We start from the raw sequence: 15334 nt of genomic DNA, 5'->3' as shown, positions 1-15334 counted from the left end.
GGAAGTCAACGCGGCGGTCCGCCGAGCACGTCCGCCAGGGCGGCCACGAACCGGTCGGTGGTCGCCCGGTCCCGGACGGCCAAGCGGAGCCAATCCGGGCCCAGGCCCGGGAAGGTGTCCCCGCGGCGCACCGCGAAACCGCGGGCCCGCAGCCCGGCGCGGACCGCCGCCGCACCGGGCAGCCGGACCAGCACGAACGGCCCCGCCGCGGGACCGGCCACCGCCACCGCCGGGAACTCGCCCAGCCGGGCCAGCAGATGGGCCCGGTCCACGGCGATCCGCTCGGCCGCCGCGGCCGCCTCCGCCAACGCCCCCGGCGCACAGCACGCCTCCGCGGCGGCCAGCGCCGGGCTGGAGACCGGCCACAGCGGCTGCGCCCGCTCCAGCGCCGCCACCGTCTCCTCGTCCGCCAGCACGTAGCCGATCCGCAGCCCCGCCAGCCCCCACGTCTTGGTCAGACTGCGCAGCACCACCAGCCCCGGCAGGTCACCCACCCGCCCGGCCAGCGACTCCCGCTCCCCGGGCACCGCGTCCATGAACGCCTCGTCCACCACCAGGGTGCGGCCCGGCCGCGCCAACGAGGCCAGCACGGCCGCCGGATGCAGCACCGAGGTGGGGTTGGTGGGATTGCCGACCACCACCAGATCCGCGTCGTCCGGCACCGCAGCCGGATCCAGCCGGAACCCGTCCCGCTCGGCCAGCAGCACCCGCCCGACCTCGTACCCGGCGTCCCGCAGCGCCGCCTCCGGCTCGGTGAACTGCGGATGCACCACCACCGGCCGACGGGCCCGCACCGCCCGCGCCAGCAGCACGAACGCCTCGGCGGCACCGGCCGTCAACAGCACCCGGTCCACCGGCAGCCCGTGCCGCACGGCGACCGCCCGGCGGGCCTCCCGGCCGTCCGGATACGCCGCCAACCCGTCCAGCGACGCGGCGATCCGGGCCTTCAGCCAAGCCGGGGGAGTGCCCGCCCGGACATTGACCGCCAGGTCCGTCAGGTCCGCGCCGCGCACCTCCGCGTCACCGTGGTGCCGCAGGTCCACCTCCCCGGAGCCGGACCCGGTGCGCGCCGCGGACAGTGCCGGCCCGGTCACGCCGGGCCCCCGGCGGCCGCGGCGCTCAGGGCGGTCCCCGGCAGCGCGCCGCCCGCCGGCCGGGCGTCCTCCGCCGCCGCCCGGCCGCCGAACGCCGCCTCGTCGGCGACCGCTGCCCGGTAGCGCTCCATGACCACCTCGGCCAACTCCGGTGCCACACCGATCGGCTCCGCGCCCAACACCTCGGCGCCCGGGTGCGCCGCCGCCCAGCCTTCGGTCTGCATCCGCAGCCGCGCCAGCAGGTCACCGGCGAAGAAGAAGTACGGCAGGACCACGGTCCGGCGCCCGTGGGACGGCCCCGGCGCCGCCGCGGCCAGCACCCGGCACCGGTCCAGCCCGGCCGGCACGTCCGGCGCCGCCAGCGTCACGAACGCGCTCTCCACGCCCGCGAAGCCCCGGCCCTCCCACAACAGCCGGGCGGCCCGGACCACTTCGGCATTGGCGTGCGGATCGGCCGCACCCCGCCCCACCAGCAGCACCGTCGTACGGGCCCGGTCCTCGGGCCGGCGTGCACCGCCGCCCAGCGCCTCGTCCAACCGCCGCTCCAGCGCCCCCAGCAGTCGGGGATCCGGCCCCAGTTCGGGACCGCAGACCGCGCGGACACCGGGGTGCGCGGCGACCGCCCGCGCCACCGCGTCCGGCAGGGTCTCCCGGAGGGCCCCGGTGGGCGCCATCAGCAGCGGCACCGCGACCAACCGGGTCGCGCCCCGCGCGACCAGCTCGTCGACCGCGCCGGACAGCGGCAGCGGCGACGCCGTGGCGCCGAAGAAACCCCCGGCGACCGGTACGTCGGGATGCCGTTCGGCGAGCGCGCGCACCAGCGCGCGCAGGGCGTCGGCCGCCCCCTCGTGACGGGTGCCGTGACCGGCGATGAGCAGTGCGGGACGGGTGGTCAAAACGTCTCCTTGGTGCCGAGAAGTTCCTGTTCGGGGTGGCAGCCGCCGACCTCCGCCGCCCGCCGATCCGTGCCGGTCGTGGAGCGCTGCGTCAGCCGCTCCGGTGGAGCCGGTGCGTGCACCGGTGGGTTGGGGGAGGGGATGACGATAGCGGCAGCCGCCGGGGGAGTGTCGGTCGCGCCCGTCGTACCGGAGGTAATGGCCGGAGTGTCCCAAGTGTCCGGGGCGGCCAGGGCGCAGGTCGCCGCGGCCGGCCGTCCTTCCGGCGCCGACACCCGCTTGCCGAGCACCAAGTGGGCACCCGGCCCCGCGGCCAACAGCGCGGCCGCCTCGGCGACGCTCGGCGTACCGACCGCGGCCCGGGCCGCGGCGGACGGCGCCGGCACCCGCACCGCCGCCAGCTCCGCCGCCGGGAATGACCACAACGGAACCCCGAGCCGCCGCGCCGCACCCAGCACACCGGGCTCGGCCGCCTTGGCCTCGACGGTGGCCAAGGCGACCAGCGCGGCCGGCGACCGACCGACCACCGCCAACGCGGCGCCGACCAGCTCCACCACTTCCTCCGCCGCCACCCCCCGACGAGCCCCCACCCCCACGACGAGGACCGCGCCCGCCCACTCCGGGACCGCGGCCGCCCGTGCGTCGCTCACGGGGCGACGGCTCCCCGCCCGAACGACACCGGGCCGTGCCGCCCCGCCAGGACGGCGGTCAGCTGCACCGGGCCCGTGGTGATCGGCGCACCCGGCCACCGGACGCCCAGCGCCGCCCACTCGGCCCGCGCAGCCGCCGGATCCGGGTGCCTCGCGGCCAGCGAGACCAACGGCACCACCGGGAGCCCGGCGCCCGACGGATGCGGGCCGCCGCCCCAGTCCAGCAGGAACGGCGTGAGCCCACCGCCCGCCCCCGGTGGCGTCAACTGCCAGGCCAGCTCGGTGCCGTCCGGCGTCCGGCGGGACATCGCCACCGGGTCCCCCGGGTCGTAACCGGCCGCCCGGGCCCGCGCCACCCGCCCGGCGATCCCGGTGACCCGCACCGCCCACGCCACCAGCCGCGGCCCGTCCAGCGCGTCGATGCCGAACCACCGCGGCCGCCCGGGCGCCGGCTGCGCCGGATCCGGCCCGATGATCTCGAAGTACCCGCCGCCGCCCAGCCCCAGCAGGTAGTTGCACGTACCGCGCCCGGGGTGGTGACCGCCGCGCACCGGCCGTACGCCGGTCAGCTCGGCGACCTCGGCGACGGTCCGGTCCAGGTCGGGCGTGGCGTAGACGAGGTGGTCGAGGACCGGGTCGGTGTCCGGCCCGGCCGTGCCGTCCGTGCCGTCCCCGAGGGTCACCGGGCACCGCCGGCGACCGGCACCGCGCCCCGTGCCGCCCCCGCCACCAGCCGCCCGGCCAGCGCCGGTTCCGCCGCCCAGTGCACGTGCAGGTACGAGGCGTGCACCCCGCCCGTCACGAAGCCCTCCACCGCGCGCCGGGGATGCGTCACGCCCCACGCCGGGGACGCGCCCGCGCCCGGCTCCAGCACCGTCCGGTGGAACTCGTGGCCCCGCACCCGGGTCCCGGCCACCGCCAGCGCGTTGTCGCTCAGCGCCACCGCCTCCCGGTAGCCGAGGGTCAGCCGCTCCGTCATCCGGCCGTCGGCGGGCAGCACCCCGCACATCGGCTTCCCGTCGAGCGACCGGGAGAGGTAGAGCAGCCCGGCGCACTCGGCGGAGACCGGCGCCCCGGACGCGGCCAGCTCCGCCACCGCCGCCCGCAGCGGCGCGTTCGCCGACAGTTCCGGCGCGTACACCTCCGGGAAGCCGCCACCGATCACCAACCCCCGGGTGCCGGCCGGCAGGTGCTCGTCCCGCAGCGGATCGAACGGCACCACCTCGGCGCCCGCCGCGGTCAGCAACTCGGCGTGCTCCGCGTACGAGAAGGTGAACGCGGGCCCGCCGGCCACCGCGACCACCGGCCGCCCGGCCCCCGCGGCCGGCGCCGTCACCGCCTCCGCCGGGTCCCACGGCCGGTCCGGCAGCTCCGGCACGTTGCGCGCCAGCGCCAGCAGCGCCTCCAGGTCGCAGCCCTCGCGCACCCGCGCGGCCAGCGCCCGTACCGAGTCCAACGCCTCGGCCCGCCGCTCGGCGACCGGCACCAGACCCAGGTGCCGGGACGGCGTGCGCGCCTGCTCGGTACGGCGCAGCGCCCCGAGCACCGGCACCCCCGAGGAACCCATGGCGTCCCGCAGCAACTCCTCGTGCCGGTCCGAACCGACCTTGTTGAGGATCACCCCGGCCAGCCGCACCTCCGGGTCCCACGACGCGAAGCCGTGCACCAGCGCCGCCACCGACCGGGACTGCGACGAGGCGTCCACCACCAGCACCACCGGCGCCCGCAGCACCTTCGCCACCTGCGCGGTCGAGGACAGCTCACCCATCCCGGACGCCCCGTCGAACAGGCCCATCACGCCCTCGACCAGCGCCAGGTCCGCGCCCGCCGCCCCGTGCAGGAACAGCGGCGCGATCCGCTCCGGGCCGCACAGATAGGCGTCCAGATTGCGGCCGGGTCGGCCGGTGGCCAGCGAGTGGTAGCCCGGATCGATGTAGTCGGGCCCCACCTTGTGCGGCGACACCACAAGACCCGCCTCGGCGAACGCCGCCATCAGGCCGGTGGCCACCGTCGTCTTCCCGGCGCCCGAGGACGGCGCCGCGATCACCAGCCGGGGGAGGGCGCCGCCGCTCATGACCTGCTCACCATTCGATGCCCCGCTGGCCCTTCTGCCCCGCGTCCATCGGGTGCTTGACCTTCGTCATGTCCGTCACCAGGTCCGCGAAGTCCCGCAGCGCTTCGGGCGCGTCCCGCCCGGTGATGACGACGTGCTGCGTCCCGGGACGGTCCCGCAGCACCGCCACCACCTCCTCGACGTCCACCCACCCCCACTTCAGCGGATAGGCGAACTCGTCCAGCACCAGCAGCTTGTAGGTCTCCGCGGCCAGGTCCCGCTTGATCTGCTCCCAGCCCTCCCGGGCCGCCTCCTCGTTGCTGAACTGGGAGTCGCGCTGCACCCAGGACCAGCCCTCGCCCATCTTGTGCCAGGCGACGGTGCCGCCCTCCCCGGTGGCGCCCAGCACCGTGAGCGCCCGCTCCTCGCCGACCTTCCACTTCGCCGACTTCACGAACTGGAACACCCCGACCGGCCAGCCCTGGTTCCACGCCCGAAGCGCCAGCCCGAAGGCGGCGGTGGACTTGCCCTTGCCCTGGCCCGTGTGGACCAGGACCAGCGGGCGGTTGCGGCGCTGGCGGGTGGTGAGCCCGTCCTCCGGTACGACGGAGGGCTGTCCCTGTGGCATTACGCGACCTTCCTGTTGACGTGATCCCGATCCGGGCCGGCACTGCTGCCGCCGCGGCCGGGCCTGCCCTGCACGGTCCGTACGAGCGCGGAGACGCTGTCCGCGCGCAGTTCGTCGAGGGTGACGGCGGTACCGCCCAGCTCCCGGGCCAGCGCCCCGGCCAGCCCCAGCCGGACCGGACCCGCCTCGCAGTCCACCACCACCGACGCGGTGCCCCCGGCGGCCAGCAACTGCGCCGCCCGGTGCGCCCGCTCCACCGGCCCGCCCGTCGCCCGACCACCACCGCTGGCCGAGACTCCCCCGGACTCCGCCCGGGGGGACCCCCGTCGCGCCGCCCCTTGTGATGCGCCGGTGGCCCGGCCGTCGGTGACCACCACCAGCAGCGGCCGACGGGACGGGTCCCGCATCCGCTCCACCCGCAGCACCTCGTGGGCCCGCAGCAGCCCCTCCGCCAGCGGCGTCCGGCCGCCCGTCGACAGCTGCGCCAACCGCGCCGCGCCCGCCTCGACGGAGGACGTCGGCGGCAGCGCCAACTCGGCGCCGGAACCCCGGAAGGTGATCATCCCGATCTTGTCCCGCCGCTGGTACGCGTCGAGCAGCAGCGACAGCACCGCCCCCTTGACGGCGCCCATCCGCTTCCGCGCCGCCATCGACCCGGACGCGTCCACCACGAACAGCACGAGGTTGCCCTCGCGCCCCTCGCGCACCGCCTCCCGCAGGTCGTCCCGGCGCACCACCAGGCCCGGCCCGCGCCGCCCGCGGGCCCACTGGTGCGGCGCCGCCGCCTGCACGGTCGCCGCCAAGTGCAGCTTGCCCAGGGCCCCTCGGGGGCGCCGCGCCCCGGTCGTCCGGCCGTGCGCGGTGCGCGCCCGGGACCGGCGGCCGTCCGCGCCCTCGCCCAGCCCCGGCACGTCCAACCGCCGCGTCCGGAACGGCTCGGTGGCGCCCACCGCGGCCTGCTCCCGGCCCGACCCGGACGTCGCCGGCTCGCCCTCCGGCGCCCGCTCCGGGCTCTCGGACGGCGCCGGCCGCTCCGGCTCCTGCCGCGGCACGTCCGGGTGCGGCGCGTCCCCCGGCTGCTCCCGGGGCCCGCCGTCCTGCGGCGGCAGCCCGCCGGGCCCACCGTCCGGCCCCCCGCCCGGGCCGTCCGGGCCGTCCGGGCCCCCGTCCGGCCCCTCCGGCTCCGGCTCCGGGTCGTCGTCGCCGTCCGTGCCGCCGGACTCCTCCAGCACCTGGTCGAGCTTGTCCTCGTCGAGCCCCGGCGCGTCGAACGGATTGCGCCGCCGCCGGTGCGGCAGGGCCAGCAGCGCCGCCTGCCGGACGTCCTCCGGCCGCACCTCGGTCCGCCCCGCCCACGCCGCCAGCGCGGTCGCCGTACGGGCCATCACGATGTCCGCCCGCATCCCGTCCACCTCGAACGCCGCGCAGGTCGCCGCGATCTGCCGCAGTGCCGCGTCGCCGAGCCGCACCGACGGCAGCAACTCCCGCGCCAGCGCGATCCGTTCCCGCAGCTGCCGCTCCTCGTCCCCCCAGCGCGCCGCGAAGCCCGCCGGATCGTCGTCGTACGCCAGCCGGCGCCGGACCACCTCGACCCGCTGCTCCGGATCCCGGGACGCCGCGACCTCCACGGTCAGCCCGAACCGGTCCAGCAACTGCGGCCGCAGCTCGCCCTCTTCGGGGTTCATCGTCCCGACGAGCAGGAAACGGGCGGCGTGGCGCACGGAGACGCCCTCGCGCTCCACGTAGGAGGCGCCCATGGCGGCGGCGTCCAACAGGAGGTCCACCAGGTGGTCATGGAGCAAGTTGACCTCGTCCACGTACAGGACGCCCCGGTGCGCATCGGCCAGCAGGCCCGGCTCGAACGCCTTCACGCCCTCCGACAGGGCCCGTTCGATGTCCAGCGCGCCGACCAGCCGGTCCTCGGACGCGCCCACCGGCAGTTCGACCATCCGCGTCGGCCGCTGCTCGGCGTCGGCCGCGCCGTGCGGACCGTCCGGGCAGGCGGGGTCCGGCGCGCCCGGCGCACACGAGAAGCGGCAGCCGGCGACCACGTCCACGGCCGGCATCAGCTCCGCCAGTCCGCGCACCATCGTCGACTTCGCGGTGCCCTTCTCACCCCGGACGAGCACCCCGCCGATGGCTGGCGAGATCGCGTTCAGCAGGAGTCCCAGCCGCATGTCGGCCATGCCGACGACCGCCGTGAACGGGTACTGCCGGGTCGGGTTCTGCGTCGTTGTCATGCCCTGTCGTCCTTCACGTCGCCGGCCGGCTCCTGTCGTGTCCCCTGCATCCGCCCTCATGGCGCCCCCGGAGGAATGAACGGCAACCCCTCCGGCACCCCCTCCTCGATCAGTCGCAGCAGCGCCTTGGTGTCCGCGTGCTCCTCGATCAGATCGCCCAGCCGGTCCAGCTGCTCCTCGCGCAGCGCCCCGAAGCGGGTGTCCGGCGCCGGTACGAAACGGCGGCCGGCCGCCCGGGCCACCTCCCGCAGGAACGCCCGCCGGAAACCGTCGCTCTCCAGGGAGCCGTGCCAGTGCGTGCCCCACACGGCGCCGACCCGGCAGCCGTCCAGGTCGTTGCCCCGGTCATCGGAGAAGAACGTCTCGCCGCCGGCCACTTGGGCCACACCGTGGTGGATCTCGTACCCCTCCACCGGCTCGCCCAGCGCCCGACCGGACGGCCGGGCGAGGGTCTTCTCCACCGCGAACCGGACCCGGACCGGCAGCAGTCCCAGCCCCTCGACCGCGCCCGCCCGCGACTCGACCTCGTCCTCGATGTGCTCGCCGAGCATCTGGAAGCCGCCGCAGATGCCCAGCACCGGGCGGCCCTCCGCGGCCCGCCGGACCACCGCGTCCGCCAGTCCGCGCTCGCGCAGCCACGCCAGCGCGCGGACCGTGCCGCGGGTCCCCGGCAGCACCACCAGGTCCGCGTCGGCCAGCTCTTCGGGCCGGTCCACGAACCGCACCACCACGCCCGGTTCGGCCGCCAGCGCGTCCACGTCGGTGAAGTTGGACATCAGCGGCACCGCGCACACCGCGACCCGCAGCACGTCCTCCCCGGCCGGCGGCGCCACCACCGACTCGCGGACCGCCCCGCGCAGCGACACCCTCCCCCAAGGTCTCGACTTCGCTCGACCAGGGGGGACCCCCATCCCGTCCTCCTCGTCGATGCCCAGCCCGTGCGCGTACGGCAGGACACCGTAGGTGCGCCGTCCGGTGATCCCGCGCAGCATCTCCAACCCGGGCTCCAGCAGCGTCACATCGCCGCGGAACTTGTTGACGAGGTAGCCGGCGACCAGCGACTGGTCCTCCTCGGACAGCAGCGCGGTGGTCCCGAAGAACGAGGCGAAGACGCCGCCGCGGTCGATGTCGCCGACCACCACGACGGGGATCCGCGCGGCCCGGGCGATGCCCATGTTGACGATGTCGGTCCGCCGTAGGTTGATCTCGGCCGGGCTGCCGGCGCCCTCGCAGATCACCGCGTCGTGGGTGCGCCGCAGCTCCGCCAGGCAGTCGGTCACCGTGCCCAGCAACTGCTCCTGCCGGCCCGCGTGGTAGCCACGGGCACTCAGCTCACCCACCGGCTTCCCCAGCAGCACCACCTGGCTGCTGCGGTCGCTGCCGGGCTTGAGCAGCACCGGGTTCATCAGCGCGGTCGGCTCCACCCGGGCCGCGGCCGCCTGCATCGCCTGCGCCCGGCCGATCTCCGCGCCCTGACGGGTCACGAACGAATTCAGCGACATGTTCTGCGCCTTGAACGGTGCCACCGAGACGCCCTGCCGCACCAGCCAGCGACAGATGCCGGCGGTCACCACGCTCTTGCCCGCGTCGGACGTCGTCCCGGCCACCAGCAGCCCGCCGCCCATGGCCCCGCCGGCCGCCTTCCTCCGCCCGTTCACCGGGTCACCCTTCCCTTGATGCCGCGCCGTACCGCGCCCGCCGCAAACCGACCCGCCACCGTGACGCCCAGCGCCAGCAGGCTCACCCGCCGGGACAGCCGCGCCGCCCGCTCGATGTCGGGCACCTCGGGCGGCCGCCCGCCGCCGTTGAGCACGGGCCGGTGTTCCACCCGCCCGCCGTACGCCAGGGTGCCGCCCAGCCGGATGCCCAGCGCACCCGCGAACGACGCCTCCACCGGGCCCGCGTTGGGGCTCGGATGCGCCCCGCCGTCCGCCCGCCAGGCCCGCAGCGCGCCGCGCCGGTCCGGGCCCGCCAGTACCGTCAGTGCCGCGGTCAGTCGGGAGCCGGGCCAGCCGGCGACGTCGTCGAGGCGGGCCGCGGCCCAGCCGAACCGCCGGTAGCGCGGCGACTTGTGACCGACCATCGCGTCCAGGGTGTTCACCGCCCGGAACGCCACCAGACCGGGCACTCCGCCGACGGCGCCCCACACCAGGGCGCCGACCACAGCGTCCGAGGTGTTCTCGGCGACCGACTCGACCACCGCCCGGGCCATCTGCGGCCCGTCCAGCGCCTGCGGATCGCGCCCGCACAGGTGCGGCAGCCGCGCCCGGGCCGCGGCCAGGTCGCCCGCCGCCAACGCACCGCCGACGGCCCGTGCCTCCCGGCCGAGCGACGTGCCGCCCAGCACCGCCCACACCGCCGCCGCGGTCAACGCGGCCCGGGCGCCCGGGTGGTGCCGTACGGCGCGCTCCAGCAGTGCGGCACCGGCGGTCGCACCGCCGGCGCACAGCACGGTGTGGGCCGCCCCGTGGCCGCGGTGGTCGCGCCACAGTCGGCGTTCGACGGCGGCTGCGGCCCGGCCGAACGCGGCCACCGGATGGCCGCGCCGTGGATCCGCCGCGATCAGGTCACCGAGGAAGCCGAGGGCCGCGCCGCACGCATATCCCGCGTGTTCGCCGCGCATCGGATCAGGCCGCCGTGCACCCTCGAAGGGGCCCTGCGGCAGCGGGCAGTGGAGCTCTCGACGGGCAGCCAGGCATGGTGGTATGTCCTCACTCAGGGTCCGCGCCCTGGCTCGACGTGACGGCGACCAGAGTCTCCTGGCTCCCGGATCGGTGCCTCCCCCGGCCTTCCCGCCCGTACGGAGTGCGTACGGGCCGTGGCCCTCGTCGGAGGAGCACTCCCCGGTGACAGTGGCGGGACCGCGCCGGATTCGCACCGGACTTCCTCTGCTGTCGCCGATTGGCCCCGGCAGTCCACCACGCCCGCGAGGGTCCGTCAACTCGCCCTTGACCTGCGATGCAGCCCCGCCGCCGGCCCTGTGGCCAACACCACAGGGCGCCCGTCGACGCACGGAGGCAAGGCCCCGGGAACGCGGACGGGGCGCCCGGGGCCGCGGCTGCTGCCGCGCCCGCCGGACGCCCCGTCCGTCGCCGGCCGGGCCGGCGTCGGTCTCAGGCGGCGACGATCAGGTAGATCCCGTACGCCACCGCGGCCGCGCAGAGCGCGAAGGCCGCCAGTGCCCCGGCGCGCGCCCCCGCGCCCGGTGCCGTCGTGGCCCCCGCGTCGCCGTCCACGGCCGGCTTGCGGGAGGTCCCCACGATCCCGACGGTGAACAGGCCCACGATCCCCACCGTCACCACGAGGCTGACGCCGAAGACCTGGCCGAGAGCTGCCCAGTCGATGTGCATTGCGTAGTCCTTAGGTCAGGGAGGTCGGCGTCAGGAGGTGGCTGACGCGGGTTGGGCGGGAGCGACAGCCGGGGCGGGGTGGGCAGGAGCGGCGGCCCCGTCCGCGGCTTCGGCGGTCGCCGGGGCGGTGGCCGCCGGGGCGATCGGGCCCGCCGGGGGAGGGGAGACGGTCTGCAGCGCCGTGGTGATGACACCGGCCGGCTCCGCCGCCGGACCCTCGTTGACGTTGGTGTGGTCGATCGGCTTGCGCCGGGAGGCGGCCCAGATGCCGCCGCAGACGGCCAGTGCGAGGACGGCGACCGTGGTCACGCCCCAGCTGCCCTGGTCGGCGAGGTACGCGGCTCCCGCGGAGACCAGGCCGGCGGCCGGCAGGGTCAGCCCCCAGGCCACGACCATCCGCCCGGCCGTGGACCAGCGCACCACGCCGCCCTTGCGGCCCAGCCCGGAGCCCATCACGGAGCCGGAGCAGACCTGGGTGGTGGAGAGCGCGAAGCCGAGGTGGGAGGAGGCCAGGATGGTGGCCGCGGCGCCGGTCTGGGCGGCGAAGCCCTGCGGCGGCTGGATGTCGGTGATGCCCTTGCCCATGGTGCGGATGATCCGCCAGCCGCCCAGGTAGGTGCCGAGCGCGATGGCCAGGCCCGCGGAGGCGATCACCCACATCGGCGGGTCGGAGTGCGGGGCGATGACCCCGCCGGTGATCAGCGCGAGGGTGATCACGCCCATCGTCTTCTGCGCGTCGTTGGTGCCGTGGGCCAGCGAGACCAGTGCCGCCGAGGCGATCTGCCCGGCGCGGTAGCCCTTGGCGGTGTCGGCCTCGGCGCGGCCGCGGGTCAGCCGGTAGGTGAGCCGGGTCGCCGCCATCGCGGCGAGCCCCGCGACGAACGGCGCGGCCACCGCCGGGATCAGGACCTTCATCACGACGGCCTGGCCGTGCACGCCGCCGGTGCCCACGGACACCAGCGTCGCGCCGATCAGACCGCCGAAGAGGGCGTGGGAGGAGCTGGAGGGAAGGCCGGCGAGCCAGGTCAGGAGGTTCCAGACGATGGCGCCGACCAGACCGGCGAAGATCACTTCAGGTCTGATGCCGGCACTCTCGTCGATGATGCCGCCGGAGATGGTCTTGGCCACCTCAACGGAGAGGAACGCCCCGACGAGATTGAGTCCCGCCGACATCGCCACCGCGGCCTTGGGTCGCAAGGCGCCGGTGGAGATGGTGGTGGCCATTGCGTTGGCCGTGTCGTGGAAGCCGTTCGTAAAGTCGAACACCAAGGCCGTGACGATCACGATCCCGATGAGAAGCGTGATGTGTTCCATTCACCCAGGCAATCCGCTCGAAGGTCAGTGTCGTCGGGACCGTACGGACGACGGGTGAACGGAAAGTGAACTCGGCCGGGCGCCGCGGTGACACCACCGCAGTGTTCACGCGGAGGCGCCCCTGCCGTCACTTCCGTCTCATCCGTCGGCAAATTTTCTGAGCTGGGCCAGTGTCCCGTTCCAGCGGTCCTGATCCCCGGGCAGCGGCCCGTGCGAGGCGTACTGCCGAAGCGTCAGGAACGACCAGCCGGCGGGCAGCCGCGCCGCCCCCGAGTAGCCCGCCAGCCACAGCGGATGGGTCGCGCCGAAGGCCCGGCTGCCGCCCGTGCAACGGTCCCACCAGCGGGCGGTGGTGTAGATCACCGGGCACCGGCCGGTACTGCGCCGCACCTCATCGCTGAACGCCCGTATCCAGTGGACCAGCGCCGTCCGGTCCAGCCCGAAGCACGGCTGCCGGGCGTCGTACGGATTGTGCTCGATGTCGAGGGCGGGCGGCAGCGTCCAGCCGTCCGCCTTCCAGCGGCCGCCGTGCCGGAGGAAGTACCGGGCCTGCCGGCTGCCCGACGACGCGCTGGGCACGGCGAAGTGGTAGGCGCCGTGCAGCAGTCCGGCCGCCCGGGAGCCGGTGTACTGCGCGGAGAAGCGCGGATTGCGGTAGCTGTCCGACTCGGTGGCCTTGACGTAGACGAATCGCGCGCCCTTCGCGCGGACCGCCCGCCAGTCGATCTGCTTCTGGTACGAGGAGACGTCGTGTCCTAGGGGTTGGCTGTCCGCGACGGCCCGGGAAGGGTGTTCGGCGAGTGCGGTGCCGGCCAGTGACGCCACCGCTATCGCGGTCGCCAGCCCGGTCCGGGGGGTGGAGCGGTCACAGGTCATGGGTCCCCCTGGGTAATGACATGTGAGGGGTGTAATTCACTCGACGTTAAGGGGTGATCGGCGCAAAACGGTCGATCCCCGGCCAATCGCCCTAAGGTCGCCAGTTGCCCCCATATGGCGGATACCGGACAGTTGGCGCCATGGCGTACAGTGCCCCGGCCTGCTCGTACGGTGTCGTGCAGCGCCCTCGTGTGTTTCCGCACGTCCCGCAGCGTCGCACCGGAGGACAGCATGAAGGACCACCCCGACCACCTCGCCGACGCCTGGAGCGAGCTCGTCGCCACCGCCCGCCGGACCGCCGCCGACGGCCTCGTCGTCGGCACCTCGGGCAACGTCTCGGTCCGCGTCAAGGACCTGATCCTCGTCACGCCCAGCGGCGTCCCCTACGACCGGCTCGGCCCCTCCGACCTCACCGGCGTCGACCTCGACGGCCGCGCGATCATCGGCAGACTCCGCCCGACCAGCGAACTCCCGCTCCACCTGGCCGTCTACCGCAATACCACCGCCACCGCGGTCGTGCACACCCACGCCCCGCACGCCACCGCGGTCTCCACCCTCGTCACCGAACTCCCGCCCATCCACTACATGGCCGCCGCGCTCGGCGGCCCCGTCCGGGTCGCCCCCTACGCCCTCTACGGCAGCGACGAACTCGCCGCCCACATGCTCGACGCGCTCCGCGACCGCACCGCCGCACTCCTCCAGAACCACGGCACCATCGCCTACGGCGCCGACCTCGGCCAGGCACTGGACCGCACCGCCCAACTGGAATGGATGTGCCGGGTCTGGCTCACCGCCGTCACCGTGCCCGGCCACACCCCCAGCCTGCTGTCGCCCGCCCAGCTCGACGCCGCGGGCCGACGGTTGCGCGGCTACGGCCAGCCCACCGACGACCCCGCGTAACCCTCCGCCGCGACCCCTCACCGCACCCCGCACGGCCCCCTGCACCGCACAACACCGCTGGTCCGGCCGCCGCCACCGGGCGCCCGGTGGCCGGGACCGGCGGCGCTGCGCACACTGGAGAGGTGCGACTGGGGACCGTGGCGGCGGTGACCGCCACCACCGTGATCGGTGCCGTGGTGGCCGCCGTGGCGGCCGGGCGGTACGCCGGCGATGTTGCCCTGAAACCGTCGCCCGGCCATCCCTTCCCCGGCGACTCCCGGCTCACCGTCCACTCCGCAGCCGGCGGGCACATCGCCCTCACCCGCAGCCTGGTCTCCCTCAGACCCGGCACCTACGGTCTCTCCGGCGCCGGCTGCCACGCGGTGGTCGGCCCCGTCGTCCACGGCACCCCGCACCCCGCCGACGCCGTGGTGCGCCGGCTGGAGCGGGTCACCCACGGCACCCTGCGGCCCGGCGCCCGGATGCGGCTGACCCCGCAGGTGCACGTCGGCAACCCCTACGACACCCTCGGCATCACCTGCGCCGACGTCGACATCCCCGGCGAACTCGGCGCCCTGCCCGCGTGGTTCGTGCCCGGCGCCCGCGACACCTGGGTCATCACCGTCCACGGCATCGGCACCACCCGCGAACACCCCATGGTGGTGCTGCCGTTCCTGCGGCGCCACCACTTCCCCGTCCTCGACCTCGCCTACCGCAACGACGCCGGCGCCCCGCGCACCGCCGACGGCATCCACCACCTCGGCGACACCGAATGGCGCGACCTGGACGCCGCCATCCGCTACGCCGTCAGCTACGGAGCCCGCGCGGTCGTCCTCTACGGCTGGTCCACCGGCGCCACCATGGCACTGCGCGCCGCCGTCAACTCCGGGCTGCGCCACCGCGTCTCCGGCCTCGTCCTGGACTCCCCGGTCCTCGACCGGCACGCCACCGTCCGCGCCCTGGCCACCGCCCGCCACATCCCGCGCGCCCTGCTGCCGCTGGCCGTCCGCGCCGCCGAGGGCCACACCGGGCTGCCCGTCGACCGCCCCGCCGACGCCGTCGACCCCGACGAACTCGACGCGCCCGTCCTCCTCTTCCACGGCCCCGAGGACACCCTCGCCCCCTGGGACGCCTCCCGCCGCTTCGCCGCCCGCCGTCCGGAACTGGTCACCCTTCAGCCCGTCCCGCACGCCCCGCACGCCGCGATGTGGAACGCCGCCCCGGACCGCTACGAGGAGACCCTGCGCCGCTTCCTCACCCCGCTCATGTGACACCGCCGGCCGGCGGCCGGCACCGCCCCCGAAGGACCCCGGCCAGGCCCGGAGGTGTACGGGGGGACAACGGCCCTCATCAG

The 15334-nt window shown here is 75.7% G+C and carries 14 protein-coding genes and 1 riboswitch; of the genes, 2 read left to right on the top strand and 12 right to left on the bottom strand.

What is annotated here, in order from left to right; translation table 11 throughout:
* Positions 1-5: 5 nt before the first annotated feature.
* The 12 genes from cobC to ACO0M4_RS37015 form a co-directional block, all read right to left on the bottom strand.
* Positions 6-1094, bottom strand: a complete 1089-nt coding sequence (cobC, locus tag ACO0M4_RS37070) for an Rv2231c family pyridoxal phosphate-dependent protein CobC (protein ID WP_430375540.1) — start codon at positions 1092-1094, stop codon at positions 6-8.
* Positions 1091-1990: a sirohydrochlorin chelatase gene (locus tag ACO0M4_RS37065; RefSeq protein ID WP_430375539.1), complete on the bottom strand. Its 900-nt coding sequence runs from the start codon at positions 1988-1990 to the stop codon at positions 1091-1093. Before ACO0M4_RS37065 ends, cobC begins: the two co-directional genes overlap by 4 nt.
* A complete protein-coding gene (locus ACO0M4_RS37060) occupies positions 1987-2640 on the bottom strand; it encodes a cobalamin biosynthesis protein (protein ID WP_430375538.1) in 654 nt (217 codons plus the stop codon). Before ACO0M4_RS37060 ends, ACO0M4_RS37065 begins: the two co-directional genes overlap by 4 nt.
* Positions 2637-3323, bottom strand: coding sequence for a VOC family protein (locus ACO0M4_RS37055; RefSeq protein WP_430375537.1), 687 nt, complete (start codon positions 3321-3323; stop codon positions 2637-2639). Before ACO0M4_RS37055 ends, ACO0M4_RS37060 begins: the two co-directional genes overlap by 4 nt.
* Positions 3320-4714 (bottom strand): cobyrinate a,c-diamide synthase, encoded by a 1395-nt coding sequence (locus tag ACO0M4_RS37050; protein WP_430375536.1) that lies wholly within the window; start codon positions 4712-4714, stop codon positions 3320-3322. Before ACO0M4_RS37050 ends, ACO0M4_RS37055 begins: the two co-directional genes overlap by 4 nt.
* 7 nt (positions 4715-4721) lie before the next feature.
* On the bottom strand, positions 4722-5321 hold the full coding sequence (gene cobO / locus ACO0M4_RS37045) for a cob(I)yrinic acid a,c-diamide adenosyltransferase (RefSeq protein WP_100600993.1): 600 nt from the start codon (positions 5319-5321) through the stop codon (positions 4722-4724).
* Positions 5321-7561, bottom strand: coding sequence for a putative cobaltochelatase (locus ACO0M4_RS37040; protein ID WP_430375535.1), 2241 nt, complete (start codon positions 7559-7561; stop codon positions 5321-5323). The genes cobO and ACO0M4_RS37040 overlap by 1 nt, the downstream gene beginning before the upstream one ends.
* Before the next feature lie 56 nt (positions 7562-7617).
* The gene (locus ACO0M4_RS37035) at positions 7618-9186 is read right to left on the bottom strand and encodes a cobyric acid synthase (RefSeq protein WP_430376038.1); all 1569 of its coding nucleotides are present in this window, start codon (positions 9184-9186) and stop codon (positions 7618-7620) included.
* 29 nt (positions 9187-9215) lie between these two features.
* Entirely contained in the window at positions 9216-10184 is a 969-nt protein-coding gene (locus tag ACO0M4_RS37030) for a cobalamin biosynthesis protein (RefSeq protein WP_430375534.1), read from the bottom strand.
* A 130-nt stretch (positions 10185-10314) separates the two neighbouring features.
* Positions 10315-10449, bottom strand: a riboswitch (cobalamin riboswitch).
* Between the two features lie 225 nt (positions 10450-10674).
* Positions 10675-10911 (bottom strand): hypothetical protein, encoded by a 237-nt coding sequence (locus tag ACO0M4_RS37025; protein ID WP_430375533.1) that lies wholly within the window; start codon positions 10909-10911, stop codon positions 10675-10677.
* Positions 10912-10941: 30 nt separating this feature from the next.
* On the bottom strand, positions 10942-12225 hold the full coding sequence (locus ACO0M4_RS37020; RefSeq protein WP_430375532.1) for an inorganic phosphate transporter: 1284 nt from the start codon (positions 12223-12225) through the stop codon (positions 10942-10944).
* A gap of 138 nt (positions 12226-12363) precedes the next feature.
* Positions 12364-13101 (bottom strand): GH25 family lysozyme, encoded by a 738-nt coding sequence (locus ACO0M4_RS37015; protein WP_430375531.1) that lies wholly within the window; start codon positions 13099-13101, stop codon positions 12364-12366.
* A gap of 231 nt (positions 13102-13332) precedes the next feature.
* Between ACO0M4_RS37015 and ACO0M4_RS37010 the strand changes: the two genes are divergently transcribed.
* Positions 13333-14001: a class II aldolase/adducin family protein gene (locus ACO0M4_RS37010; protein ID WP_430375530.1), complete on the top strand. Its 669-nt coding sequence runs from the start codon at positions 13333-13335 to the stop codon at positions 13999-14001.
* A 122-nt stretch (positions 14002-14123) separates the two neighbouring features.
* Positions 14124-15251 (top strand): alpha/beta hydrolase, encoded by a 1128-nt coding sequence (locus ACO0M4_RS37005; protein ID WP_430375529.1) that lies wholly within the window; start codon positions 14124-14126, stop codon positions 15249-15251.
* Positions 15252-15334: the final 83 nt, after the last annotated feature.

It is taken from the genome of Streptomyces sp. RGM 3693 (genome assembly GCF_050471125.1).
GTDB lineage: Bacteria > Actinomycetota > Actinomycetes > Streptomycetales > Streptomycetaceae > Streptomyces.
This window is presented reverse-complemented; position numbering and strand designations above follow the sequence as displayed.